Source organism: Corynebacterium testudinoris (assembly GCF_001021045.1).
GTDB classification, from domain to species: Bacteria; Actinomycetota; Actinomycetes; order Mycobacteriales; family Mycobacteriaceae; genus Corynebacterium; species Corynebacterium testudinoris.
Genome location: NZ_CP011545.1, coordinates 1,865,713 through 1,892,077, shown reverse-complemented (window position 1 = coordinate 1,892,077; position 26,365 = coordinate 1,865,713). Strand labels below are relative to the sequence as shown.

The window sequence follows — 26,365 nt, the reverse complement described above, 5'->3', positions numbered from 1 at the left end:
GGTGTAGCGTGGTCGCCATGACGTCTCTTAACTTCACCGTGGAACGCACGGACTCCCCGACGTCCGATGAGGCACTGCGGGAGATCCTGGCGAACCCACGTTTCGGCAAGAATTTCACCGACCACATGGTCACCATCGAGTGGGATGAGGAGCAGGGTTGGCACGACGCACGCGTCCGCCCCTACGCCCCCCTGTCGATGGACCCGGCAACCACCGTGTTCCACTACGGCCAAGCCATTTTTGAGGGAATCAAAGCCTACCGCCAGCCCGACGGATCCGTCGCCACCTTTAGGCCCACCGCCAACGCCGAACGCATGCAGCGCTCGGCCGAGCGCATGGCCATGCCGCCCCTGCCGACCGAGGACTTCCTCGAGGCACTGCGTTTGCTTGTCGACGTCGACGAGCGTTGGGTCCCCGCCGCCGGCGGCGAAGCCAGCCTCTACGTGCGCCCCTTCATGATCTCCACCGAAGTCTCCCTCGGCGTGAGCCCCGCAAACAAGTACACCTTCTTAGTCATCGCCTCACCCGTCGGCGCCTACTTCACCGGTGGCGTCAAGCCGGTGTCCGTCTGGCTCTCGGAAGACTACGTCCGCGCAGCCCCCGGTGGCACCGGTGCCGCCAAGTTCGCCGGCAACTACGCCGCCTCCCTCCTCGCCCAAGCTCAGGCCGAGGAGAAGGGCTGCGACCAGGTGGTGTGGTTGGATGCCATCGAGCACAACTACATCGAGGAAATGGGCGGCATGAACCTCATGTTCGTCTACGGCTCGGGCGAGCAGGCACGCGTGGTCACCCCGGAACTATCCGGTTCGCTGTTGCCCGGCATCACCCGCGACTCGCTCCTCCAGGTCGCCCGCGACCTCGGCCACGAAACAGAAGAACGACGGATCTCCAAGACCGAATGGCGCGACGATGCCACCTCAGGCGCCATGACGGAATCACTAGCCTGCGGCACGGCGGCTGTGATCACCCCGGTCGGCCGGGTGCTGTCCGAAAGCGGCGAGTTCGAGGTCAACCACAACGAGCCAGGTGCCGTCACGTTGGAACTGCGCGAGCGCCTCACCGGTATTCAGCGCGGCCTCGTGCCCGACACCCACGGGTGGCTGCACACGCTCGTCCCCGCCCCCTAAGCCAGCTGCTCGGCCACCATTTCCGCAGCGGCCTTGACCAGCGGCAGCGCAGTGAGCGCCCCCGTGGCTTGGCCCGCGGTCATGTCGAGCGCTAGCAGGGGAGTGAGATCCATCGCCTGCAAGGCGATGAGCTGCGACGGCTCCGGCGTGAGCTGTCCAGCCCACAGCCAGCCCCGCACGCCCGGGGCGAGCATCTCGGCGACGTAGGCGGCGGCGGTGACCAAGGCGCCGTCGAGAAGCATGGGGGTGCGGCGCGCCGCAGCCTGCGCAATGAACGCCACCAAAGCGACGAAATCCGGCGACGAGATCATCCGAAGCGTGTCCAACGGGGTGGACACCTGGCCGCGAACGCGGAACATTGCGTCGCGGATCGCAGCGACCTTCACCTTCCACATCTCATCGCTGACCCCCACACCCGGCCCCACGATCGCGACCGGCTCCGTGCGAGTAAACGCCCCCATGACAGCAGCCGCGACAGTCGTCGTCGCCACCCCTAAATCACCCGGGATGAGCAGGTCAGCGCCACCATCGATCTCCTCATCGGCGACACGCCTACCAATCTCCAACGCCCGCGCAAACTGCTCCGGCGACATCGCATCCTCGCGATCAATCGACCCAGACGACCGCGACACCCGCTCCTCACCCCACGCCTCATGGTCCAACGACACATCGACAACGCGTATCGACGCCCCCGCCTCCCGCGCCGCCACATTCGCCACACCGCCGCCCACCAGCAGGGCTTCCGCCCGCTGGACGGACAGCTCCAGCGGCAAAGACGACACACCCAGCCGGGCCACGCCATGATCCCCCGCAAACACCACCGCCCGGCACCGCTGCAGCGCAGCAGCCGGCACCTGCCCCTGACAAGCAGCCAGCCACGCAGCGACCTCAGTCAAACGACCAATGCCCGCCCCCATCGGCTGCAGCTGCGCCAACGCGCTCACCACCGCCTCCCTGGACTGCTCATCGGGGGCACTGACTGATTCAAACGTCGCGTCATCCATGAAGTGAAGCCTCCATCAAGCAGGTAGGGAGAAAAGGGTTAAGGCTGATCGCCGATAGACAAACGCGGCTTCGGCGTACGCCACTTCCGCGGCTGCGTCGCCCGAGAATAAGCGTAGAACCCCATGCCCAAGCCCGCAGCGGACGTACCCGGGAACTTCGCCCGAACCGCACGATTGACCTTCGAACCCAGCCACACGCCCTCGATGAAGAAGAAGATCATCAACACCATCGCAAACATCGACATAATGTTCGCTACCTGCGGCATCCACGTGCCAATGAACAAAATGACCAGCAAGCCAATAGCCACCGGCATCACGTAATTGTTGAGGAAGCGACGCGAATCAATCCAATCGCGCACAAAACGACGCTCCTCACCCCGGTCGCGAGCCATGAGATAACGCTCATCACCACGATCCATCGCCGCCTGCATGTCACGCTGATGCTTACGCGACTCCTCGCGCTCCTTCGCCTTATACGCCTTCCACTCGTCCTTAGACATGGACTTCTTCAATTCCTTCCGCTTCGCATTGCGCTGGGCGGGGGAACGAGGCGTAGATGGATCACGGATAACACCGCGCTCAATCTCTACCTCACGGCGCTTCGGAGTCGGACGGCCCTTCGGCGGCGTATAGCCCTTAGGACGCTGCTCCGACTCCACAGCAGTCTGCTCAGCACTCGTCGTCGACTCAGGATCAGTAGAAGGATTCTCGGATTTCTGCCAGGGGAGTTTCACGAATCCCAGGCTACAAGGCTAGGGCAAAGAAACGGGAATATGGGTCCACCGATCAACGTTGACGTTGAATAAGCGGAGTACCAACCACCCTCAATCCTGCACAGGCAGCCCTGACAACCAAGTGGCCGAATTTTCCACTGCCAGGGTAGGGTGGTCGGCTATACGCCGCATACCGGCAGCACAACAATTTCAAGGAGACCCCCATGACCGCCCCTACCTCCAGCACTGGCGTGATCCTCACCGACGCTGCGGCCGTCAAGGCCAAAGCCCTCCTGGACCAGGAAGGCCGAGATGACCTCGCCCTCCGCATCGCAGTTCAGCCCGGTGGTTGCGCAGGCCTGCGCTACCAGCTCTACTTCGACGACCGCACCCTCGACGGCGACAAAGCCGATGAGGTCGGCGGCGTTCGCCTCGTCGTAGACAAGATGTCCGTCCCCTACCTCTCCGGCGCCCGCATCGATTTCGCCGACACCATCGAGTCCCAGGGCTTCACCATCGACAACCCCAACGCCGGCGGCTCCTGCGCCTGCGGTGACTCCTTCAACTGATCTTTTAACGCGCAGCTGATCCTGCTGCACGGTAGTGGCCGGCTCCCCCTCGCATACGTGGGGGAGCCGGCCACTGCTGATTTCTGGGGGCTGTGTTCTGGCCTGTGTTCTGGCCTGTGTTCTGGACTGGGCGATCGCGACGGGCTGATCGCGACCCGAACCTTGCTCGGGTGCTGAAACCCCAGGTCGCTTGGCGTGGGGGTGGCGGAAATGGGCTAAAAGTCGGGAGGAGGGGTGATCGCGACGGGCTGATCGCGACCCGAGCCTCGCCCGGGTGCTAAAACCCCAGGTGGGATGGTGCGGGGGTGGCGGAAATGGGCTAAAAGTCGGGAGGAGTACTGATCGCGACGGGCTGATCGCGACCCGAACCTCGCCCGGGTGCTAAAACCCCAGGTGGGATGGTGCGGGGGTGGCGGAAATGGGCTAAAAGTCGGGAGGAGTACTGATCGCGACGGGCTGATCGCGACCCGAACCTCGCCCGGGTGCTAAATCCCCAGGTCGCTTGGCGCGGGGGTGGTGGAAATGGGCTAAAAGTCGGGAGGAGGGCGTCGCGATTAAGCGAGGGAGACCACCAAGTTGATCGTGGTAGCCATGATGGCCGTGCCAAAGATAAAGGCGTAGAAGCTGTGGATGAGCACAGTCGTCCTGATCTTGGTGGTGGTGATCGCGGTATCGGACACCTGGTAGGTCATGCCCGTGGAGAATGCCATGTACGCGAAATCGAGATAGCGCGGGGGATCATCCTGGTTGAAGTCGATGCCCTGGGGTGGATCGTTCTCGAAGTATTCGGCTGCGTAGCGCAGGGTGAACACGGTGTGGATGAGCATCCAGCTGGCCACGATGACGGTCAGGGCTACTACTGAGCCGATGGCTCTTTGCAGGTCGGCGGCTCGGGAGGCGTCCATGAGCAGGAGAACGACTGTTGCTAGGGAGAGCACTGTGGCCAGGATGAGTAGGAGGCGGCGGGCGGCGCTGGAGGGAACTTCGCCGCCGGCGTGGGCGGCGGTTCCGGCGGCGTCGAGGTGCGCGAATGATCTCCAGGGGGAGATGTTGAAGGCTATTGCTGCCGCACCCCAGGCGTAGGCCGGGGCGCGGAGCCACTGGCCGGAGAACCCAACGATGAGGAAGACAATGAGGCCCACGCCGAGCATGAGCCAGGCTCGGCGGGTGGCCTGAGTGCGGGCCGTGGGGCCGTGATAGGGGGATCCTGAAGGCATGCTTCTCACTGTAGAGGGAGCACTTTAGAGGGAGACGGGGTAGTCCTTTTCTTCGATCTGCGGGTCGATGCGATGCTCGACGAAGATGCCGTGCCACACCATGAACGCGAGGACGGTCCAGAGGCGACGGGAGTGATCGGAGACGCCGTCGCGGTGTTCTTTGAGCATTTCCAGCACGGCTGCGCGGTTGAAGATGTCGTCGGTCTGGGATTCGTTGATGGTCTCTAGTGCCCAGCCGAAGAGTTCGTCGCCGGCCAGCCAGTGGCGCATGGGTACGGGGAAGCCGAGCTTCTTGCGGTGCAACACGTGCGGGGGCACGATCTGCTCCATGGCTTTGCGCAGTGCGTATTTGGTGGTGCCGTTGGAGATCTTGAGGTCGTGGGGGATGGTTTGCGCCACGGCGAATACTTCTTTGTCCAGGAAGGGGACGCGCAGTTCGAGCGAGTTGGCCATGTTGATTTTGTCGGCTTTGACCAGGATGTCGCCGCGCATCCACGTGAACAAGTCGAGGTGTTGCATCCGCGCGACGGGGTCCATGTCGCGGGATTGGGCGTAGATGGGAGCGGTGACTTCCTTGTGGTCCCATTCTTCCTTGGCCCAGGGGATGACTCGTTGCATTTGTTCGAAGTTGAAGGAGCGGGCGTTGCCGTAGTAGCGCTCTTCCATGGTCTGGGAGCCGCGTTCGAGGAGCGATTTGCCCTTCATGCCGTCGGGTAGGACTCGCGAGAGGTGGCGCAGTCCCTTGCGTAGGGGAGTGGGGATTTTTTCAAAGGGCGCGAGTGACAGTGGTTCCTTGTAGATGGTGTAGCCGCCGAAGAGTTCGTCGGCGCCTTCGCCCGAGAGCACGACTTTGACGTGTTTGCGGGCTTCTTGGGCCACGAAGTAGAGCGGCACGAGCGAGGGGTCGGCTACCGGATCGTCGAGGTACCACATGATTTTCGGGATGGCGTTGGCGTATTCCTCGGGGGAGACGACCTTGACGATGTGTTCGACGCCGATTGCAGCCGCCGATTCCGCCGCCACGTCAACCTCGGAGTAGCCTTCGCGCTCGAAGCCGGTGGTGAAGGTCAGCAGGTTGGGGTTGTGGCGCTTGGCTAGCGTGGCAATGGCGGTCGAGTCGATGCCGCCTGACAGGAATGATCCGACGGTCACGTCGGCGCGCATGTGCTTTTCTACGCTGTCCTCGAGCACTCGGGCAATGCGATCGAATAGGTCTTGCTCTTGTCCCTTCGGGACAGTCTGCACAGGGAAGGTGGGTTTGAAATACCGCTTATCGACGACCTCCCCTCCCGGACGCAGCGTCACCGTGCAACCGGACTCCACCCGGCGAATAGCCGTGTGGAGGGACTCCGGCTCGGGCACGTATTGCAGGTCGACGTAGTGTTCGATGGCCCGCTGGTCAAGGCTGAGGTCGAGACCCAGTTCGGGCGCCATCTCGAGAATTGATTTCTTTTCCGAGGCGAAGACGGTGCCAACCTCAGTGGTGGCGTAGTACAGCGGCTTGATGCCAAACTGATCGCGAGCGTTGAACATCACCTGCTCTTGGGTGTCCCAGATGCTGAAGGCGAACATGCCGCGCAGGTGCTCCACGACCTCTTCGCCCCAGTGGTGGTAGCCCACGACGATTGTCTCGGAGTCGCCATTGGTGTTGAACTGCCATCCGGCGGCGCCAAGTTCTTCGTGCAATTCGAGGTAGTTGTAGATCTCGCCGTTGAAGATAAGGGCGTAGCGCTCGGGGGATTCCGGGGGTCCCCACACGAGCGGCTGGTGGGAGTGCTCTAGGTCCACAATGGACAGGCGGTTGAATCCGAACACCGCGTGCTCGTCGTTCCAGGTGCCGGCTTCGTCGGGTCCGCGATGCCGCACGCACGGTAACGCGCGGGTAACCGCAGCAACATAGTCGTCAGCGTTGCCGCCGCTAGTGAGCAAGCCAATAAAGCCACACATCTAAGAAATTCTCCTCATATATAAGAAGTGGATGGCCCTACGATACGGCCGAAGGGGGAGTCGGCGCTAAATCACCGTGTTGTGATGCGTCGCGGCGCGAGGGTGCAGGGCTGGGAAAATGGGGAAAGGGGTGAACTCGCACCCTAACGGAGGGATACTTTCGGATGATGGGGGCAATTCGTCAATGTGAGTTGGGTTACACCAGTGAAGGAGCCTGTCCAGCTGCTTTCGGAGGTTATCCCACATGGGCTGTAACATCCTGAGTGGTTTATGTGACGTTGGTGGGCAATTGCCCTGCCCGGAGGAAGTGAAACCACTCGGATGAGGTCCGTTGATGAACTATCCTCCTGAGATAGGAATGCTTCACCAGTGTTCAAGGATTTAGTGTGGACAGGAAGGCAGACACACGTGGAACAGCGTAAAAAACGCGGTCTCGCTCGTAAGGCGGGTCTCGGCGGTGTGATGGCTCTCGGCGGCTTGACGCTTGCCGGTTGTGACGTCGCGCCCCCAGAGAGCGTCGGCAAGATTCTAGGCATGGGCTGGCCGACGGGTATCACCCCGGAAGCTACCGCCATGTACAACTTCTGGGTCTGGGTCTGGGCTACCGCCTGGATCATTGGCATCATCATGTGGATTCTCATGCTGGTGGCCGTTTTCAGCTGGAGCGCTAAGAAGGCTGAGAAGAAGGGCAAGGGCGAGTTCCCGAAGCAGCTGCAGTACAACATTCCGCTTGAGCTGGTGCTGACCATCATGCCGATCTTCATCGTCATGGTGCTGTTCTTCTTCACCATTCAGACTCAGCACAAGGTTGTGGCCCTGGATAAGGATCCGCAGGTGACGGTCGACGTGACCGCATTCCAGTGGAACTGGAAGTTCGGCTACCAAAACGTCGCAGCTGAGCTGAGCCCGACCGGCTCTGAGTACAACGGTGCAGACGCTGAGCGCCAGGCCCTCGCGGACCTGTCGAAGGTGGATGATCCGGAGACGGTGAAGAACCCGAACCCGATCCACGGCATGTCGAAGGGCGACCAGTCCTACCTCCACTTCAACCAGATTGAGACTCTGGGCACCACGGAGGAAGTTCCGGTTCTGGTCCTCCCGACCAACACTGCCATTGAGTTCCAGCTGGCTTCCGGCGACGTCGCCCACTCCTTCTGGATCCCGGAGTTCCTCTTCAAGCGTGATGCTTACGCTCACCCGGAGGCCAACCAGCAGCAGCGTGCCTTCCAGATTGAAGCCATCGAAGAGGAAGGCGCCTTCGTCGGGCGCTGTGCCGAGATGTGTGGCACCTACCACTCGATGATGAACTTCGAGCTGCGTGCCGTTTCTCCGGCCGACTTCCGTGCGTACATGCAGTACCGCATCGACAACCCTGATGCCCCGAACTCTGCGGCACTTGAGTCGATCGGCCAGGCCCCGTACGCAGTCTCCACCCACCCGTTCAACTCGTCCCGTCAGACCTGGGACGGCGACAACGTGGTCGACAACAACGCCAACCTCTAAGCGGGGAGAAAAGCAATGAATCCTAGCTCAAAACTGCTGTACGGAATCTCCGCGTTCCTCGGCCTCATGGCTTTGATCTACATCTTCGCCACGGTCAACGTCCAAGATGACGCGTACCTCTACGGTGCAGAGTGGGTCGGCATCGTCGCCCTCGTGCTCTCCTTCGGTCTGGCCATCATGCTCGCTGGTTACATCCAGTTCACCGAGCGTCGCACGGACATCGTTCCCGAGGACTGGGAAGAGGCAGAGGTCGCTGACAAGGCTGGCATCCTCGGTTTCTTCTCGCCGAGCTCCATTTGGCCCGCCGCAATGGCAGGCTCCATCGCGGTCCTCGGTCTCGGCATCGCGTTCTGGCACTTCTGGATGATCGGCCTGGGTGCTGTGCTCCTCGTCTGGTCCGGAACGATGCTCAACCTTCAGTACGGCCTGCCCAAGGAAAAGCACTAACTTCTTAGCCAGTCTGTCTTCATTCCACGCAATCCTTGACGGCGCCTCCCCTCTAGCGGGGGAGGTGCCGTTTTGTGCTGTCCCTACGATGCGCGGCCCAAGGGAGGTTCTGGGCGTCACCAGCTCAGCTCCCGCGCACGAAATGAGGGCGCCCAAGCGCCGAATTTCCCGGGGTTGACGCAGTTCAGAGGGGGTCAACCGAAAGTTGGAAACCGCCCAAAACCGGCGACAACTGTTGTGATTTAGATCTCTTTGGGCGAATATGCGGTTCTCGAGACCGGGACCGAATCATCGGGTATCGTTGCCGGAAACAAGTGTCCCTGAGGGGTCAGGGGCACGAGTGGGGGAGATGACCTGCAGGAATACCTCGTCGGTTCGCAGGGTGCAAAAGTTCCCGGGGGTACGCAGAAAACTTGAAGAAATTTGGCGCATTGCAAAACCGCTGGTCGCGTTCCTAAAGCTGCTTTACGGACGGGGGGATATGAAGTGACTTCCACCTTGTGACCCGTCATACTTACATACGTGACGAGCGCAGTTTCAAACCCAGGTATGGCAGCACCACAGCGTGTTCCGGCACTGAACCGACCCAACATGGTCAGTGTCGGCACCATTGTGTTCCTGTCGCAGGAATTGATGTTCTTCGCCGGACTGTTCGCGATGTACTTCACATCGCGTGCGAATGGCTTGGCAGGAGACTGGGAGTATCAGACTTCCCACCTCAACGTGACTTATGGATTCATCATTACGACGATCCTTGTTGTCTCCTCCTTCACCGCACAGTTCGGCGTCTTCGCAGCTGAAAGGGGTGACGTATACGGTCTTCGACGCTGGTTTGCCATCACCGTGGCATTGGCAGTGGCCTTCCTCGGCTTCCTGTCCTTCGAGTACTACGAGATGATCCACCACGGTGTGACCATCCAGTCCAGCGTCTTTGGCTCTGTTTTCTACATCATTACGGGCTTCCACGCAGCCCACGTGACGGCCGGTGTGATCGCGTTCGTCGTGATCCTCCTCCGTCTCCAAAAGTCCAAGTTCACGCCGGCACAGGCCACTGCGGCCATGGTGGTGTCGTACTACTGGCACTTCGTCGACGTTATCTGGATCGGCGTCTTCATCACTTTGTACCTAGTCCAGTAGGCCGTAGTCAGCCGAGCTACTCGGCCTACAGCCCTTCACTTTCCGTTCACGATTTTCAAAAGGGAAACTGATGGAAAACACTCCTAATACCGCAGCCGCGGACGACAACACGTCGACTTCCTCGGCCAAGAAGGTCCGCAGTCGGCGCAAAGCGCGCCGACTGATCGCGGGCGCCTTCGCTTTGACCCTGGGCCTGACCGGCGCGGGTCTTCTCGCGACCGCGCTCACCCCGGACGCTCAGGTGGCAACCGCACAGCGTGATGATCAGGCTCTGATCCAAGAGGGCAAGGACCTCTACAATCTGGCTTGCATCACCTGCCATGGCGCAAACCTGCAGGGCGTCCCGGATCGCGGACCGTCTCTTATCGGCACCGGCGAAGGTGCCGTTTACTTCCAGGTTCACTCCGGCCGCATGCCGATGATGTCGAACGACGCTCAGGCAGAGCGTAAGACTCCTCGTTACACCGAGCAGCAGACCCTCGCTATGGCGGCCTACGTGGCAGCCAACGGTGGTGGCCCTGAGCTCGTGTACAACGCGGACGGCACCATCGCCATGGAGGATCTCCGTGGAGCCAACTACAACGGCCAAATTGATGCGCAGGATATCGCCCGTGGTGGCGAGCTCTTCCGCCTCAACTGCGCTTCGTGCCACAACTTCACCGGTCGTGGCGGCGCGCTGTCCTCCGGTAAGTACGCTCCGACCCTGGATCCTGCGAATGAGCAGGAGATCTACCAGGCGATGCTGACCGGCCCGCAGAACATGCCTAAGTTCTCTGATCGTCAGCTCTCTGCCGACGAGAAGAAGGACATCATTGCCTTCATCAAGGCCTCCAAGGAGACCCCGTCTCCCGGTGGCTGGAGCCTCGGCGGCCTCGGCCCCGTCTCTGAAGGTATGGCTATGTGGTTCATCGGCATCACCCTCGTCGGTGCAGCCGCTATGTGGATTGGATCGCGCTCATGAGCAACGACAAAAAGAAGTACACCAAGCAGGAACTCAACGCGATGAGCAACGACGAGCTGGCCCGCCTGGGCACTGAGCTCGACGGCGTTACCGTTGCGTACCGCAAGGCGCGCTTCCCGGTACCAAACGACCCGGCCGAAAAGCGCGCATCTCGCAGCGTCGCTATTTGGCTCGGCATCGCCATTGTGGCGGCTATCGCCTTCCTCGGCGTTTACATCTTCTGGCCGTGGGAGTTTAAGAACCTCGGCGAGGAGGGTCACCTCTTCCATACCTTCTACACGCCGCTGCTGGGCTTGACCTCCGGTCTGTCCATCATTGCGCTGGGTATGGCGGTCGTTCTCTACGTGAAGAAGATTGTCCCCGAAGAGATTTCGGTGCAGCGCCGTCATGACGGCCCCTCGGAAGAGGTTGATCGTCGCACCATCACGGCATTGCTGAATGACTCGTGGGAGACCTCCACCCTCGGACGTCGTAAAGCGCTGCAGGGCCTGTTCGGCGGAGCCGCTGTCCTTTTCGGTCTGGTCGTTGCCGCTCCGCTGGGTGGCATGATCAAGAACCCGTGGAAGCGGGGCGAGCTGGGCATCATGGGTGACGGCACCCTGTGGACCTCGGGTTGGACCCTGCACGACGAGGGCGTCAAGCTCTACCTCGCCCGCGACACTGGAGCCATCGCCGAGGAGCACAAGGGGGACTCCGGTACTCACTGGGTCACCGCTGGTGTGTCCCGCCTGGTCCGTGTTCGCCCGGAGGACCTCGACGCTGGTGGCATGGAAACCGTCTACCCGCTCACCGAGGGCGACTGCAACGACGGCGATATCTACGATCCGACCCGCGACGTGTACGAGAACCAAATGCACTCGATCCACGGGCCTCGTAACTCCGTCATGCTCATTCGCCTGCGTTCCGCTGATGCTGAGCGTGCAATCGAGCGCGAGGGCCAGGAGTCCTTCCACTACGGCGACTACTACGCCTACTCGAAGATCTGTACTCACATCGGTTGCCCGACCTCTCTCTACGAGGCTCAGACCAACCGCATTCTTTGCCCCTGCCACCAGTCGCAGTTCGACGCACTGCAGTACGGAAAGCCGGTCTTCGGTCCGGCCGCCCGTGCACTTCCGCAGCTGCCGATCACTGTCGATGAAGACGGCTACTTGGTGGCAAAGGGTAACTTCATTGAGCCCGTCGGCCCGGCATTCTGGGAGCGTAAGTCATAATGAGCAACAAACTTGCCCAAGCTGGCAATAACATCGATTCCCGATACACCATCTCGGGCCTCATTCGCCCGCAGCTGAACAAGGTGTTCCCGACCCACTGGTCGTTCATGCTCGGAGAGATGGCGCTGTACAGCTTCATCATTCTGCTGCTGACCGGTGTGTACCTGGCGCTCTTCTTCGATCCGTCGATCACCAAGGTGATCTACGACGGCGCGTACCTGCCGCTCAACGGTGTGGAAATGTCTCGCGCCTACGCAACCGCGTTGGACATCTCCTTCGAGGTCCGCGGTGGACTCTTCGTCCGCCAGATGCACCACTGGGCTGCACTGATGTTCATGATGTCCATGGTCGTGCACATGTTGCGCGTCTTCTTCACCGGTGCTTTCCGACGCCCGCGTGAGGCCAACTGGATCATCGGCTGCACCCTCATCATCCTCGGCATGGCCGAAGGCTTCATGGGTTACTCCCTCCCGGACGACCTGCTCTCCGGTGTCGGCCTGCGCATCATGTCCGCCATCATCGTTGGTCTCCCGATCATCGGTACGTGGCTGCACTGGCTGATCTTCGGCGGTGACTTCCCGTCGGACCTCATGCTCGACCGTTTCTACATCGCGCACGTGCTCATCATCCCGGGCATCATCCTCGGCTTGATTGCTGCTCACTTGGCGCTGGTCTGGTACCAGAAGCACACCCAGTTCCCGGGCGCTGGCCGCACCGAGAACAACGTTGTGGGCATCCGTATCATGCCGCTGTTCGCCACCAAGGCCATTGGCTTCGGCCTCCTGACCGCTGGCGTCCTGGCCCTCATGTCTGGTCTGACCACCATCAACGCCATCTGGACGATCGGCCCGTACAACCCCTCGCAGGTCTCTGCAGGCTCGCAGCCTGACGTGTACATGCTGTGGACGGACGGAGTCGCCCGTGTCATGCCGGCGTGGGAGCTCTACCTCGGCAACTACACCATTCCTTCCGCCTTCTGGGTTGCCCTGGTCTGTGGTCTGATGGTCGTGGCACTGTTCGCTTACCCGTGGATTGAGAAGAAGGCCACCGGCGATGACGCTCACCACAACTTGCTGCAGCGTCCGCGCGATGTTCCGGTCCGCACCGGCATCGGCGTCATGTCGATCGTGTTCTTCATGCTGGTGACCATCTCTGGTGGTAACGACCATGTGGCTCACTTCTTCCAGATCTCGCTGAACGCAATGACCTGGGTTGGCCGAATCGGCATCATCATCCTGCCGCCGTTGGCTTACTACATCACCCACCGCATCTGTGTTGGTCTGCAGCGCTCCGACCGTGAGGTCCTGGAGCACGGTATCGAAACCGGTGTCATCAAGCAGATGCCGAACGGTGCCTTCGTTGAGATCCACCAGCCGCTCGGCCCGGTCGACTCTCACGGACACCCGGTGCCGTTGCCGTACGCCGGCGCCCGCGTCCCGAAGCAGATGAACGAGCTCGGCTTCGCCGATGTCGTCTCCCGCGGCGGTGCCTTCAGCCCCGACCCGCAGGACGTCACGGATCGTCTCGACTCCATTCACCACGAGAATGAAGCTGAAGAGAAGGCCATGTTCGAGAAGCTGCAGGAGGCCAATCGAGAGGCTGACCGCGACAAGGGTCTGCACGACTAGTAGTTCCTGAACAACCCTGCGCTCACAAGAGGAGCCCGGCACCCAAATACCTGGGGGTGCCGGGCTCCTTCTTTGCGTCCCTCAGGCCCACTGGGTCGATGAAAACCCGCACTTCCTAACAACTTGTTGGGGTGGGAGAGGAGATTGACCCCGGAATTGTTAGGAAGTGCGGGTTTTGGAGTCCCGGCATGGCACCGGGACTCTGCAGCTCTCCAAGATGAGTGCTCGTGGCAGTAGTGGTGATGTGCGGATGGAGGTCGGCCTCTTTAGTCCCCTGACTGATGCGTCACCCCTAGGGGTGAAGGCGACAAAGGTCCGTTATATTTGTGACTCGCGGGACGCATGGGGCCAACCCCCTAGGGGTGTGAGCGGGATCACAATAATCGTTTGCACTGTGTTGCCGGTAGGTGCTTTCGGGGTGGAACGATAGTCGATCGCCAGGGTTGATCGGGCGGGTTGTGCCAGGTAGTGGCAATATCGACCGGCCGCTCCGAGCTCCTTGTTGGCCGGTATCCGTGAGATGACAGCGAGGGGAGATTGTCTCGACAGCTTGATAACGGCTTCATAACATCCCCAGATCGGGCCGCGGGTTGGACAACTTTCGTTGTTGTTTCGTAACCTGATTGAGACATTGAGGTGCTTCACCATGAAGCAGCCACATGATGTGAACTGAAAACACCAAGCCTAATCCGATCCACGGGCAATCCTCTAGGGGAGTTCATGGAAAGGAGCCGGGGAACCACCAGCATTCATCTGGGGTGAATTCCCGCAAGAGCGGCGATCTGATCGCCGTGGAGTGGGGTAGGGAAGCTTCCGTCTCCCAACCCGACAGCTAACCCGGTAGGCGCACAGGAAGATTTGGAGAAATATCCATGGCAAAGCACCGCCGTATCAGCAAGACCGCCACCCGTCGCGCAGCGACCGCATCTGCCGTCGTGATGGGCGCAACCCTTCTGTCCCCCGGCGCTGCTAACGCAGTCGAGGTCGCGATCCCGAACACGGACATCCGTTTCAACGTTCAGGGTCTCGACGCCGTGCCTGGCATTCAGGCCAACCCCGTTGCACAGCAGTTCATCCCGAACCTGCAGGCCGAGGTTGATAACTTCACCGCTAACGTTCCCAACCCGATCGCTGCATCCTCCTCGAATTCCGCAGGCGAAGCCATCGTTGCCGCTGCCCGTTCGAAGATTGGCGCTCCCTATAGCTGGGGTGCTGTCGGCCCGAACGCCTTCGACTGCTCCGGCCTGACCTCCTGGGCCTACCAGCAGGTCGGCAAGTCCATCCCGCGCACCTCTCAGGCTCAGGCTTCTGCCGGCCAGCAGGTCTCCTTGGACTCCCTGCAGCCCGGCGATGTCATCGCCTACTACGGTGGCGCTTCGCACGTCGGCATCTACGCCGGCAACGGAATGATCATCGACGCCCTCGGCTCCGGCACCCCGGTCTCCGAGCGTCCCCTGAACTACATGCCGATCCACTCGGCAGTGCGCTTCTAAGTCGCACCGCACGACGCCGCTCCCGAGCCTGTTCTCTGGGGCGGCGTTGTTGATTCTGAGGTCCATCCGGCAGAGCACATTGGTCACATTCGTCGCTAGAGTCACTACTTACTTGGCAGGTAGCAATGCATCCTCAGGGAGGGCTTATAGTGGGAACGTCCTTTGTGTTTAACCCCGTGGTAGAAAGCGTTCCCTTGTCTCTTCGTCTGCACGTCAATCGTCGTTTCCGCACCGTCGCTGCCAGCGTTATGGCGGTCACGTTGCTGACCTCGGGAGTGGCATTGTCGTCGATGGCGCCGACCGCGTGGGGCGACGACGTCGATACGCTTATCGCTGCGATGGATGAGATTTCCCACGAGGCCACCAGCCAAAGCGAAGAGGTGAAGCAGCTCGAGGTCGACATCGAGGAGAGCCAGCAGCACCTCGATGCCCTCCGGGGCGACGCGGACGCGGCCCACGAACGGGCGCGAGTGGCTCAGGAAGCCGAGCAGGCGTACCAAGGTCAGGTCAATGATATTGCGGGCGCTAAGTACCGCGGTGCGATGATTGATCCGGTAACGAATGCGATCGCGGCGCGCAGCCCCCAAAATGCTATTGACCGTTCGGCTTATTTGGCTACGTTGACGCGTAACACTGAGCGGGCCGTCGAGAAGCTCTCTGACGCCACCGCTAAGGCCGGCAAGGCGCACACTGACGCCTCGCGGGCGTTGGCGGAGGCTGGGTTCCAGCAGTCCCTGTTGGAGCAGCAAAAGCGCGAGCTCGAACAGCAACAGGAAGAGTTGAAGGCGCGGGTGCAGGAGATTGAGGCCAAGGTCAATGGCCTGAGCCCCGAGGATCGAGCCCGGTGGATGGCGAAGAATAACCCGCTCACCGGTTTGGACATCGCATCCTTCGCGGGCAGTGGTGCCGTGTCCGCGGCGCTGAGCAAGCTTGGTTCGCCCTACGGTTGGGGTGCGGCTGGCCCGAGCCAGTTCGATTGCTCGGGTCTGATGTACTGGGCTTATCAGCAGCAGGGCAAGTCCATCCCGCGGACGTCGCAGGCCCAGCTGGCTGGTGGCACTCCTGTGTCACGGTCGGAATTGCAGCCAGGTGACATCGTTGGTTACTACCCGGGCGTGACTCACGTCGGGATGTACATCGGCAACGGGCAGCTCGTCCATGCCTCGGATTACGGCATCCCGGTCCAGGTCGTGTCGGTTGATTCCATGCCGTGGGCCGGCGCCGCGCGTTTCTAGCTCGATGGCGCGCACCCTTGTAGTCACCAATGATTTTCCCCCCACGGTCGGGGGAATCCAGTCTTATGTGCGGGACTTTGTCGCGACGCTAGACCCAGCCGAGGTCGTGGTGTTCGCGTCCACGCAGGAGGCGTCTTTGGCGGCTGCCTACGACGAGGAAGCGGCCTTCACCGTCATCCGGTGGCCCCGGAAGGTCATGCTGCCCACCCCGGCGACAGCCAAGCGCATGGAAGAGATCATCGCGGAAGAAAACATCGATACCGTGTGGTTCGGTGCGGCGGCCCCCCTGGCCGTCATGGCCAACAATGCCCGACGGGCCGGTGCCCGGAGAATCATCGCGTCGACTCATGGCCACGAAGTGGGGTGGTCGATGATCCCGGGGGCGCGCCAGGTGTTGCGGCGGATTGGCAACACGGTCGATGTTGTCACCTATATCTCTGATTACACGTTGCGCCGCTTTCGCTCCGCCTTTGGCAGCCGCCCCCTCTTCGCGCATCTGCCCTCCGGCGTCGATAGTGACTTGTTCACCCCTGCCACGCCGGATGAGCGTGCTGCCACCCGAACAGAATTCAACCTCACAGCCGAGCAGCCCGTCGTGGTGTGTATCTCTCGGCTGGTGCCACGTAAAGGGCAAGACCAGCTCATTCGAGTTCTTCCCCGGCTGCGCCCTCGCTTTCCGACGATGCGATTGCTCATCGTCGGCCGAGGGCGCGACGAACGCCGCCTGCGGCGGCTGGCCAAGGCCAGCGGGGTAGAAGACCTCGTCGTTTTCACCGGGTCGCTGCCCTTCGCCCGCATGCGCGCAGTCCTAGCGGCGGCAGATGTGTTTGCTATGCCCGCCCGCACCCGAGGCAAAGGCCTCGATGTGGAGGGCCTGGGGATCGTCTACCTGGAGGCGCAAGCCAGCGGGGTGCCCGTGGTGGCGGGCACCTCCGGCGGGGCACCGGAGACCGTGACTCCGGACACCGGAATCGTTGTCGATGGCCGAGACCTGACCGCCGTGGCGGGCGCCCTGCAGGATCTCCTGGGGGACGCTGAGCGCCGGGAGGGAATGGGGGCGGCGGGCCGCGCGAACGTCGAAAAGCACTGGACATGGCAGATCATGGGCCAGCGCCTACGCCGCGTGATCCAACCAATGTGACTGTCTTCTGCTCACCCCGATATACTTTCCTGACTGCACTAGTGTGCGTCCAACCAGCTTCCCGTTTGATGAAGGTGCCCCGATGAATTCCACCCCGCCCCGCGTGACGGTCGGCTTCGATATCGGAGGAACCAACATCCGGGCGGGAGTGGTTGATGAGCAGGGGACAATCACCGACATTCGGGTAGCCGCCACGCCAATGGTGGCCTCCGAGCTGGAAGACACCATCGTCGCCATCGTGGCAGATCTGCGCCGCGATCATGACATCGCGGCGGTGGGTCTGGCGGTGGCTGGCTTCCTGGATCCCGAATGCGAAGTTGTCAGGTTCGCCCCGCACCTGCCCTGGCGGGACGCCCCCGTCCGACACATCCTGTCCGATCGCCTGGGGCTGCCGGTGCGCCTCGAGCACGATGCCAACTCCGCCGCCTGGGGGGAATATCGCTTCGGCGCGGCACAGGGCGCCGGGATCTGGGTGTTCTTCGCTCTGGGCACCGGCATTGGGGCAGCCTTGATGATCAACGGCACTTTGTTCCGCGGGGCGTTTGGCACCGCACCCGAATTCGGCCACCTCACCGTCGTCCAGGGCGGGCGGGAATGCTCCTGCGGGAAACATGGATGTTTGGAGCGCTACGCCTCCGGCACCGCTTTGGTTGATACCGCAGTAGATTTAGCCGGAACGGTCAACGCCGAGGACAGCCCGCTTTACCAGGCGATCCTCGCCGATCGGGACAAGGTCAGCGGCCACATGGTGATGGAGGCGGCCCGCCTTGGCGATCCACTAGGCGCCGCCACGGTGGAAAACTTCGCCCGGTGGGTGGGGGAAGGGTTGGCCATCGTCCAAGATGTGCTCGACCCGGCCATGATCATCGTCGGTGGGGGCGTATCCCGTGACGCCGACCTCTACCTCGACCAGGCTGCCTCACACATGGCGGGCAAGATCGTCGGCGCTGGACACCGCCCACTGCCTACCGTTTCGCGGGCAGAGCTCGGAGCGGATGCGGGTATGATTGGCGTGGCTGACCTGGCCCGCCAGCTGGAACAATACTAATTATCAGGCGACAAACCCGGGAGTAGATATGAGCAACAAGTGGTACTGGATGTTTCGGAACGTGCTGATCGGCCCGGCACTGAAGGTCTGGAACCGCGTGGAGGTCACCGGCCTGGAGAACATTCCGGCCACCGGCCCCGTCGTCATCGCCTCCAACCACCAGTCCGTGATGGACTCCTTTTACTTCCCCGCGGTGTGCCCCCGTGAGGTGACGTTCCCCGCCAAGTCGGAGTACTTCACCAACACCGGCGTGCTCGGAGCGGTCCAGCGTTGGTTCTTCAAAGCCACCGCCCAGGTGCCCGTGGACCGCAAGGCCTCGAATGCGGGTGATGCCACCCTGGAGGCGGCGACCCGCATTCTGGACAAGGGTGAGATCTTCGCTATCTATCCCGAGGGCACGCGGTCGCCCGATGGCCGGATTTACAAGGGCCGCACGGGCATGGCGCGCATCGCACTGGCCAATCACGTCGACATCGTTCCCGTCGCCATGATCGGGGCCCGCAATGCCAATCCCATTGGCACGTGGGTCCCCCGTCCGGCGAAGGTGCGGATGAAAGTTGGCGAGCCTATCGACGCCCGCGGCTACGTCGCCTCCCTCGGCATCGACCCCGATTCGCGCGAGGCCAGCCGCCCTCTCACCGATCACGTCATGGCGATTTTGTCCGACATGGCCGGCGAACCCTATGTGGATGTTTACGCCTCCGACGTCAAAGAATCCCTGGCAGCGGGCCATGGATACCCCTACGGAGCCGAACCTAACTCGCGCTAACCTGTTTGTGCGCCGCCACCACCCCGGATAGAGTAGATCGGTGAATTGTTAAGAGCTACTCTAGTGAATTTAGTTATCAACGTGGGGTGATGGGTATGACATCGAGCGCCCAGCAACGCCTCGACTGGCCAGACATCGCCAAAGGACTCTCCATCCTTGGCGTTGTCGTCTTGCACGTCAGCCTCACCATCCCCGGCGGCATGGACACCTTGCTGGCCCACGCCAACCGCATCCTCGATCCCCTGCGCATGCCCCTGTTCTTCTTGGTCAGTGGCTTCTTTTCCGCGAGAGTCTTGCGGATGTCTTTTCTTGACCTCGTAGTCAAACGGCTGTGGTTCTTCCTCGTGCCCTACGTCCTGTGGGGGCCGATCGAGCTGTGGGTGAAATTCCGCGAATACCACATGTTCGATGATGCGCCGATGCCCGGCCCAGGCACCTACGTTGAGTACCTGAGCCAAGGTCGGAGCATGTATTGGTTCCTCCTGGCGCTGGTGGTGTTCAACCTCATCCTGTGGGCGACGCGCAAGCTCAACAAGGGCTTACTCATCCTTGCCTTGGCGGCCGCGTTGCTATTGGTTCCTTTCCAATCGGAGCAGCTCATCGTCGGCCGAGTGCTGTTGTACCTGCCACCATTTCTCATTGGCGCTTACTTCCGGGACCGGGTTGCTAGTTTCGCGGCCGAAGGGGCATCGATCCGCAACATCATGGTCAGCTCCGCCCTCTACGTCGCGGCATATCTGGGCACCCTGTGGTTTGCCATTTACCACGCCACCCATGACCTCGAGCTGCCGTGGATCTTCCCCGGTGCGGATCACGTCACCCTCAGTGAACTCCGGGTCCTCGTTTTGTCGCTAGGCCAAATTGCGATGATTCCGATGGCCCTCGTGGTGGCCGTGCTGCTGGCCAAGCTAGCGCCGATCGCCCGGGCCCTAAAATTCCTGGGCCAGCACACCCTGGTCATCTACCTTGGGCACCCCATTGCCCTGACCATGTTGTACAACTACAACGTCCGCAACACCGACCTCGATATTGCCCGGGACGCCTCGGTGTTCTGGGAGCACACCGCCTTCTGGATGGTCATCGGCCTCATCATCTCAGCGATCGGGGCCTACGGCATGTGGCTGGTGTCAATCGTTCCGGTCCTGGGCTGGACCGTGAAACCACCGGCCTTGAGGAAAGCGCCCTCTTCGGCCCAACCTGCGCCCGTGCGCTCCGATGCCCAGGAACCCTCCCACGCCGGCGGCGGCACGCCCCGACATTCCTAAGCAACCCGGGATGGGACTAGAGTCTGTGAGCAGTACCTAACATTCCACCCAACATTTTCGTCGAAAGGACCAGTGTGAGAAGTCTGTGGCTGTGGAAGATCATTGCCGTCACCGCGCTGATCATTGCTTACTTGGTCGTGGAGGCGCTCGACATGAACGTCTCCATCATCGCCCCGGTGATCGTTGCCGCCATCGCGTTGATCCTGTTCCTGCCGTTCCGTCCCGCCGGTAAGCGCCAGCACGACGCTGAGGTGTGACTATTGGCGCCCCGCGCCTTGATGGACACTAGGCCACAAGCGCGGGGACGATTATCACCAGCGACACCAGGGTTACGAACGTCGCCCAGGCCCGCAGCACAGCCGCTGGGATGGCGGGGGCGGGAAATGGCTCATTGCGCGGGGGCTGCGGCAGCAGGATCTGGGGGACAAGGATCACCGTGACCAGAACCAGCAGGGCTACCACGACGTACGAATTGCCCATCGGCTGTGCCCACCACGGCCAGAGGTATTCCATGTCGCGAGGAACGTCGACGCGCCAGTGGGACCCCAACAGCCCAACGAGGGTGATCACGACGGTGAGCAACCCGGTCAGGGTGCGGAGGATGCCTGGGGCCATGCGGTAGGCGCTGACCCCCATGGTGACGGCGAGCGGCACCAGCCACGTCCAGTGATGTGACCACGACACCGGCGAGCACAGCAGGGCGACGAAAGCGGTCACCAACACTATCGCCAGGGTGGGATCGACGCCGAGGGCGGCTGCGGTGCGCTCGATCTTGAGCAGGGCGACGATGATGATGGTGAGCGCAATAATGACCAGGGCTACCCACCACAGACGGGGCGGTTCCTCTGCCGTCCCGACCACGCGGGAGAGCACCCCCTGGAGTGACTGGTTGGCGGAAAAATACAATTTGCCAATGCGCGTGGGATCAGACAGCGTGTGGAACCAGTAGGTGAGGGAGTTCTGCGGGCTGACCAGTGCTGCGAGCAGCGTGAACCCAATGCCGGAAGCGGTGGTCACGGCGGCGTCTTTCCACTGCCGCCGCACGAGGAAAACGAGGCCAAACACGGCGGGTGTCAGCTTGATTGCGGCAGCCAGGCCGATGAGAACGCCACGGGGCAGCCACGACCGGCGGGTGAGGGTATCCGCCAGGACCAACGCCATGAGGAAGACGTTGATCTGCCCGAAGTAGAGGGTCTGGCTCAGCGGCTCGAACTGCAACGCGAGGGGAAGGATGAACAGTGCCAGCAGCCGCAGGTCAGAGGCGGCAAAGGTGGGCAGGCACGTGCGCAGGACGATGACAATGCACCACCACGTCACCACCGCGGAGGCCACCGTCATGGCGGCCGAGCCGATGGAATAGGGGATGACCGCCAGAGGGGAGAATAGAATTGCCGCGAGCGGGGGATAGGTAAAGGGCAGGTCAATGCCAACCACGGAATACCACTGGGTATACAGATTATCGCCGTCGAGGAATGCCTGTCCGCCAGCCCGGTAAACGTCATAGTCGGTGTGATAGAACCAGCGGGGTCCCGAATCAACAATCCAGATAACGGTGCCGCGGATGCTCAGCAGTAGTGCCACGATGGCGAAGAAAAGGGAGCGGCGGCCCGTCAAACGCGGGGGAGCCAGGACGGGGTCGCCCCCCTGGTTGTTGTCATGCACACGAAGACTATAGCCCTAAACAGCACCGGGACCCTACGCGAAGCCGCAGCATGTGACGGGTTACTCTGTATTTCGTTCCCGCGATGCCCGCGGGGAGGGTGAAGGAAGGAAATCACGGTGCGCTACTTCTATGACACGGAGTTCATCGAGGATGGACGCACCATCGATTTGGTTTCCATCGGAATCGTCGCCGAAGACGGCCGCGAATACTATGCAGTGTCTACCGAGTTTAATTCTGCGCGGGCTAATTCCTGGGTTCGCGATAACGTTCTCAATCAATTGCCCAGCCCATCGTCGGAGGTGTGGCGCAATCGGGCACGAATCCGGCGCGACGTCGTGGACTTTGTCAATGCCGGAAAAGGTCGTCCCGAGTTGTGGGCGTGGGTTGGCGCCTACGATCATGTCGTCTTGGCCCAGCTCTGGGGCGATATGACCGCCCTGCCGAGGGAGCTACCGCGCTACACCCGCGAACTGCGACAGTATTGGGAATTTGCCGGAAAGCCTGCGTTGCCGGAAATTCCCAGTGGTAATCATGATGCGCTGGTCGACGCCCGCCATAACCTCGCAAAGTATCGCGTCTGCGCGGCTGCACTCCCCCTGGGGCGCAACAACAACGTCCTGCGCTAGCAGCAGCGGTCACCCCGGGGTGACCAGCCTGTCCTCCCTGCGCTTTAGCGTGCTATGAATAGGGGGTGAGTTGGACTGTTGACATCCCCAAAGAAGCCCTCCCCGATTTGCCGCCGTTGCCGGCCGGACTGCACGAGCGATTCCAGGACGTCGTGTCCCGGGACGCCCATCAGCAGCCAGGCTGGGATCGCGCCCAGGCGGAGAATGTTCGCAAAATCCTCGAGTCGGTGCCGCCGATCATCGTCGCGCCGGAGGTAGCCACGCTGAGAAAGCAGCTTGCCGACGTCGCCAACGGCAAGGCTTTCCTGTTGCAGGGCGGCGACTGCGCCGAGACGTTTGAATCCAACACCGAGCCGCACATCCGCGCCAACGTCAAGACGTTGCTGCAGATGGCGGTCGTCTTGACCTACGGCGCGTCGACGCCGGTGGTCAAGCTGGCCCGCATCGCCGGCCAATACGCCAAGCCCCGTTCGCAGGACCTCGATGAAAACGGCCTGCCGAACTACCGCGGCGATATTGTCAACGGCGTGGAGCCGACCCCGGAAGCCCGTCGGCATGACCCGGCCCGCATGGTCCGCGCCTACGCCAACTCCTCTGCCGCCATGAACCTCGTGCGTTCCTTGGTGTCATCGGGTACGGCCGATCTCAAGCGAGTTCACGAGTGGAACCGTGAGTTCGTTGCTAACTCCTCCGCCGGTGCCCGCTACCAGGCCCTAGCTGATGAAATTGAGCGTGGCCTGAGCTTCATGGATGCCTGCGGCGTCCACGATGATTCCCTGCGGACCTCGGACATCTACTGCTCGCATGAGGCCCTCTTGGTCGATTATGAGCGCGCGATGCTGCGCCTGCATGAAGACGAAGACGGGGAGACCCGCCTGTATGATCTGTCCGCCCACCAGCTGTGGATCGGCGAGCGCACCCGCGGCATCGATGACTTCCATGTCAACTTCGCCGCGCTCATCGCTAACCCCGTCGGTATCAAGATCGGCCCGAGCATCACCCCGGAAGAAGCTGTCGCCTACGCCGCGAAGCTGGACCCGAATCGGGAGCCCGGCCGTCTGACTATGGTCGCCCGCATGGGATACGACAAGGTCCGCACCGTGCTGCCTGCTGTCATTGAGGCCGTCGAGGCCTCGGGGCACAAGGTCATCTGGCAGTCCGATCCGATGCACGGCAACACCTTCACGGCCTCCACCGGCTACAAGACCCGCCACTTTGACAAGGTCATCGACGAGGTCCAGGGCTTCTTCGAGGTCCACCGTGAGCTGGGCACCCATCCGGGTGGTATCCACATCGAGCTCACCGGTGAAGATGTCACTGAGTGCCTCGGTGGCGCTGAGGACATCACCGATCTGGATCTGCCAGGTCGCTACGAGTCCGCCTGCGACCCGCGTCTGAACACTCAGCAGTCGCTGGAGCTGGCCTTCCTCGTCGCGGAAATGCTACGCAACTAGGAATTAGCGCAGGGTCAGCCGCACGGTTGATTCAACCCGGGCGTCATCCCCGGCGGCGGGACGCTGGCGGGTGACCACCCGGGCATCGTCACGTTCTGAGGCATTGACCTCGAAGCCCGCGTTAGCCAGGGCCGCCCGGGCCTCGCGCACCGTTGACCCGGTGACGTCGGGGACGGTGACCCGGCCGGGGAGGACCAGGTCGATCGACGTATCGTCGGGGCGAACCATTGTGCCGGCGGTCGGAGACGTGCCAATCACCGTGGACGGGGAGGATCGGACCTCCGAGTTGTTCCGGCGAGTGCGGTCGACGCTGAAGCCAGCCTGCTCGAGGGCAGCCGTGGCGGCGTCGAGATCCATGCCCGACACATCGGGGACGGCAAGGGCACTGGACACCTGCAAGGTGACCTCGCCGCCGCGGTTGACCGTCACTCCCACCGACGGGGTGACGCCAAGAACCTCATCAGCCTTCGCGCCTGAACGGTACTCACGCTCGACCTGTGCGACGGTGAGGTCGAGCGCCGAGAGTTTGGCTTCCGCGTCCGCGAGGCTCAGCCCCACGACGTCGGGCACTTGAACCGGCTCCGGCCCACGGGACATGTGGACGGTCACGGTAGAACCGATGGGAACAGCCTCACCTTCGGCAGGCTCGGTGCGGGCGATGCGGCCTTCGTCGACGTCGCTGGAGTAGACCGGTTCACCAGTGGAGATGGTGAGGGTCCGTTCGGAGGCGACCTGCTGAAATTCGAGGATGTCCATTCCCGCGGCCGCCGGAATCGTGGGGCGTCCCTGTGAGACAAGGACGGTCACCTCGTCGCCGCGCACCAGTCGTTCGCCCCCGTTCGGTTCAGTCCCGGCGATGGCATCCGCCGGAACGTCATCGCTGTAGACGATGCGGGTGGCGGCGGCGAAGCCAGCCTGCTCGACGGTGGAGACCGCCTGCACCCGATCCATACCCAGGACCTGTGGGATCTCCCCGTAGCGACCAGATCCGAACCACCAGGCGCCCACGGCCACGGCGATGGTGATGATGACCACGACCGTTAGCCACACGATGAGACCCACGCGGGAGCGATTGCTTACCGGCGCAGGAGTGTCGGGCTCTGGCTCGGGCGGGAGAGAGGACGGGAGGGAGGAGGGAATAACGTCGGGAACCGGTGCCGGACCGGCCACCTCAGCCAGGGGAGGTTCGGCGGGAAGGACCCGAGGGGTGTCCATGCGGGTCTCTGTTCCCAAAACCGCGGTGTCGTCGATGGGGGCTGGGTCGATGAAGCCAGTGGCTGGGCCCATGAGGTCGGTGATGTCGGTGGGTACGGCCGCCGCGCGGTTGGCTGCGGAGTTGGTGGGGACGGGGACGGTGAACGCTGGCAGGGCCAGCTCGGCGGCGACATCGTCGAGGGCGGCGAGGAACTCGCCGGCATCGGCGAAACGATCGGCCGGTTCCTGCGCGGTGGCGGTGGCCACGAGGGCGTCGATAAGCGGTGGAACGCCCGCGATCCGGGAGCTGGGCGCGGGAACTACCTCATCGAGCCGCTGGTAGGCGTGCGCCAGTGCGGTGTCGCCGGCAAAGGGAGTGGTGCCGGTGAGTAGTTCGAAGAGCACGATGCCAGCGGAGTAGACGTCGGAGGCGGTCGTGATGTCCGATCCATCGACCTGCTCGGGGGAGAGGTAGGCGACGGTTCCCACGATCTGCGCGTTCGTCGCCGTGGCGGCGTTCACCGCCCGGACCAGGCCGAAGTCGGCGAGCTTGACGCGGTGATCGGCGCTGATGAGAACGTTGTCGGGCTTGATGTCGCGGTGGACCAACCCGGCAGCGTGGGCGACGGACAGCCCCGTCAGCACCGAACGCATGACCGCGGCGGCGGCGTGCGGCGGCATGGGACCCCGCTCGGCGATCAGCTCCCGCAGGGTGCCGCCGGTAATCAGCTCCATGACCAAGAACAAGTGATCGCCGTCTGAGCCGAAGTCGTAGACGTTGACCAAGTTGGGGTGAGTCAGCTGGGCCATGGCGCGGGCTTCGCGGCGGAAGCGCTGGCGGAACACCGGGTCGGAGAGGTATTTCTCATCCAGGACCTTGGCGGCCACTGCCCGCCCCAGCCGCAGGTCGACGCAGCGATACACCGTCGACATGCCGCCCCGCGCGATCGGATGATCGATACGGTAGCGGTCGTCGAAAACGTCTCCTACTGCCAGTTGAGCCATGTCAA

The 26,365-nt window shown here is 62.2% G+C and carries 23 protein-coding genes and 1 riboswitch; of the genes, 17 read left to right on the top strand and 6 right to left on the bottom strand.

Annotated elements, in window-relative coordinates:
- Positions 1 to 17: 17 nt before the first annotated feature.
- Positions 18 to 1,127 (top strand): branched-chain amino acid aminotransferase, encoded by a 1,110-nt coding sequence (locus CTEST_RS09035; protein WP_047254358.1) that lies wholly within the window; start codon positions 18 to 20, stop codon positions 1,125 to 1,127.
- On the opposite strand, the gene CTEST_RS09030 is transcribed toward CTEST_RS09035, so the two are convergent.
- Positions 1,124 to 2,131, bottom strand: coding sequence for a nicotinate-nucleotide--dimethylbenzimidazole phosphoribosyltransferase (locus CTEST_RS09030; RefSeq protein WP_052844352.1), 1,008 nt, complete (start codon positions 2,129 to 2,131; stop codon positions 1,124 to 1,126). The genes CTEST_RS09035 and CTEST_RS09030 overlap by 4 nt on opposite strands.
- 38 nt (positions 2,132 to 2,169) lie before the next feature.
- On the bottom strand, positions 2,170 to 2,865 hold the full coding sequence (locus tag CTEST_RS09025) for a DUF3043 domain-containing protein (protein ID WP_047253462.1): 696 nt from the start codon (positions 2,863 to 2,865) through the stop codon (positions 2,170 to 2,172).
- A 203-nt stretch (positions 2,866 to 3,068) separates the two neighbouring features.
- On the opposite strand from CTEST_RS09025, the gene CTEST_RS09020 reads away from it, so the two are divergent.
- Entirely contained in the window at positions 3,069 to 3,413 is a 345-nt protein-coding gene (locus CTEST_RS09020; protein WP_047253461.1) for a HesB/IscA family protein, read from the top strand.
- A gap of 554 nt (positions 3,414 to 3,967) precedes the next feature.
- On the opposite strand, the gene CTEST_RS09015 is transcribed toward CTEST_RS09020, so the two are convergent.
- Positions 3,968 to 4,630, bottom strand: coding sequence for a DUF1345 domain-containing protein (locus CTEST_RS09015; protein WP_201774803.1), 663 nt, complete (start codon positions 4,628 to 4,630; stop codon positions 3,968 to 3,970).
- A gap of 24 nt (positions 4,631 to 4,654) precedes the next feature.
- A complete protein-coding gene (gene asnB / locus CTEST_RS09010; RefSeq protein WP_047253460.1) occupies positions 4,655 to 6,577 on the bottom strand; it encodes an asparagine synthase (glutamine-hydrolyzing) in 1,923 nt (640 codons plus the stop codon).
- Between the two features lie 408 nt (positions 6,578 to 6,985).
- Between asnB and ctaC the strand changes: the two genes are divergently transcribed.
- The 13 genes from ctaC (at position 6,986) to CTEST_RS08945 (ending at position 20,675) form a co-directional block, all read left to right on the top strand.
- The gene (gene ctaC / locus CTEST_RS13995) at positions 6,986 to 8,080 is read left to right on the top strand and encodes an aa3-type cytochrome oxidase subunit II (RefSeq protein ID WP_047253459.1); all 1,095 of its coding nucleotides are present in this window, start codon (positions 6,986 to 6,988) and stop codon (positions 8,078 to 8,080) included.
- A gap of 15 nt (positions 8,081 to 8,095) precedes the next feature.
- Complete coding sequence (gene ctaF, locus CTEST_RS09000; protein WP_047253458.1) at positions 8,096 to 8,527, top strand: aa3-type cytochrome oxidase subunit IV; 432 nt, start codon at positions 8,096 to 8,098, stop codon at positions 8,525 to 8,527.
- A 522-nt stretch (positions 8,528 to 9,049) separates the two neighbouring features.
- Positions 9,050 to 9,664: an aa3-type cytochrome oxidase subunit III gene (gene ctaE, locus CTEST_RS08995; protein ID WP_201774802.1), complete on the top strand. Its 615-nt coding sequence runs from the start codon at positions 9,050 to 9,052 to the stop codon at positions 9,662 to 9,664.
- Positions 9,665 to 9,734: 70 nt separating this feature from the next.
- The gene (gene qcrC, locus CTEST_RS08990; RefSeq protein WP_047253456.1) at positions 9,735 to 10,625 is read left to right on the top strand and encodes a cytochrome bc1 complex diheme cytochrome c subunit; all 891 of its coding nucleotides are present in this window, start codon (positions 9,735 to 9,737) and stop codon (positions 10,623 to 10,625) included.
- Positions 10,622 to 11,839 (top strand): cytochrome bc1 complex Rieske iron-sulfur subunit, encoded by a 1,218-nt coding sequence (gene qcrA, locus CTEST_RS08985; protein WP_047253455.1) that lies wholly within the window; start codon positions 10,622 to 10,624, stop codon positions 11,837 to 11,839. The genes qcrC and qcrA overlap by 4 nt, the downstream gene beginning before the upstream one ends.
- Entirely contained in the window at positions 11,839 to 13,467 is a 1,629-nt protein-coding gene (gene qcrB / locus CTEST_RS08980) for a cytochrome bc1 complex cytochrome b subunit (RefSeq protein WP_047253454.1), read from the top strand. Before qcrA ends, qcrB begins: the two co-directional genes overlap by 1 nt.
- Before the next feature lie 671 nt (positions 13,468 to 14,138).
- A riboswitch (cyclic di-AMP (ydaO/yuaA leader) is annotated at positions 14,139 to 14,328 on the top strand.
- Between the two features lie 11 nt (positions 14,329 to 14,339).
- Entirely contained in the window at positions 14,340 to 14,960 is a 621-nt protein-coding gene (locus CTEST_RS08975) for an NlpC/P60 family protein (protein WP_047253453.1), read from the top strand.
- 248 nt (positions 14,961 to 15,208) lie between these two features.
- Entirely contained in the window at positions 15,209 to 16,195 is a 987-nt protein-coding gene (locus CTEST_RS08970; protein WP_047254355.1) for a C40 family peptidase, read from the top strand.
- A gap of 4 nt (positions 16,196 to 16,199) precedes the next feature.
- The gene (locus CTEST_RS08965; protein ID WP_047253452.1) at positions 16,200 to 17,336 is read left to right on the top strand and encodes a glycosyltransferase family 4 protein; all 1,137 of its coding nucleotides are present in this window, start codon (positions 16,200 to 16,202) and stop codon (positions 17,334 to 17,336) included.
- A gap of 82 nt (positions 17,337 to 17,418) precedes the next feature.
- A complete protein-coding gene (locus CTEST_RS08960; RefSeq protein WP_047253451.1) occupies positions 17,419 to 18,384 on the top strand; it encodes an ROK family protein in 966 nt (321 codons plus the stop codon).
- 28 nt (positions 18,385 to 18,412) lie between these two features.
- The gene (locus CTEST_RS08955) at positions 18,413 to 19,153 is read left to right on the top strand and encodes a lysophospholipid acyltransferase family protein (RefSeq protein WP_047253450.1); all 741 of its coding nucleotides are present in this window, start codon (positions 18,413 to 18,415) and stop codon (positions 19,151 to 19,153) included.
- A 95-nt stretch (positions 19,154 to 19,248) separates the two neighbouring features.
- A complete protein-coding gene (locus tag CTEST_RS08950; RefSeq protein ID WP_052844351.1) occupies positions 19,249 to 20,418 on the top strand; it encodes an acyltransferase family protein in 1,170 nt (389 codons plus the stop codon).
- 74 nt (positions 20,419 to 20,492) lie between these two features.
- Complete coding sequence (locus CTEST_RS08945; RefSeq protein ID WP_047253448.1) at positions 20,493 to 20,675, top strand: hypothetical protein; 183 nt, start codon at positions 20,493 to 20,495, stop codon at positions 20,673 to 20,675.
- 28 nt (positions 20,676 to 20,703) lie between these two features.
- On the opposite strand, the gene CTEST_RS08940 is transcribed toward CTEST_RS08945, so the two are convergent.
- On the bottom strand, positions 20,704 to 22,080 hold the full coding sequence (locus CTEST_RS08940; RefSeq protein ID WP_052844350.1) for a glycosyltransferase 87 family protein: 1,377 nt from the start codon (positions 22,078 to 22,080) through the stop codon (positions 20,704 to 20,706).
- Positions 22,081 to 22,197: 117 nt separating this feature from the next.
- Between CTEST_RS08940 and CTEST_RS08935 the strand changes: the two genes are divergently transcribed.
- The gene (locus CTEST_RS08935) at positions 22,198 to 22,707 is read left to right on the top strand and encodes a polyadenylate-specific 3'-exoribonuclease AS (RefSeq protein WP_047253447.1); all 510 of its coding nucleotides are present in this window, start codon (positions 22,198 to 22,200) and stop codon (positions 22,705 to 22,707) included.
- Positions 22,708 to 22,772: 65 nt separating this feature from the next.
- Entirely contained in the window at positions 22,773 to 24,161 is a 1,389-nt protein-coding gene (locus CTEST_RS08930; protein ID WP_047253446.1) for a class II 3-deoxy-7-phosphoheptulonate synthase, read from the top strand.
- Between the two features lie 3 nt (positions 24,162 to 24,164).
- Here the strand turns inward: CTEST_RS08930 and pknB are convergent, their stop codons facing one another.
- Complete coding sequence (pknB, locus tag CTEST_RS08925) at positions 24,165 to 26,360, bottom strand: Stk1 family PASTA domain-containing Ser/Thr kinase (protein ID WP_047253445.1); 2,196 nt, start codon at positions 26,358 to 26,360, stop codon at positions 24,165 to 24,167.
- Between the last annotated feature and the right edge of the window lie 5 nt (positions 26,361 to 26,365).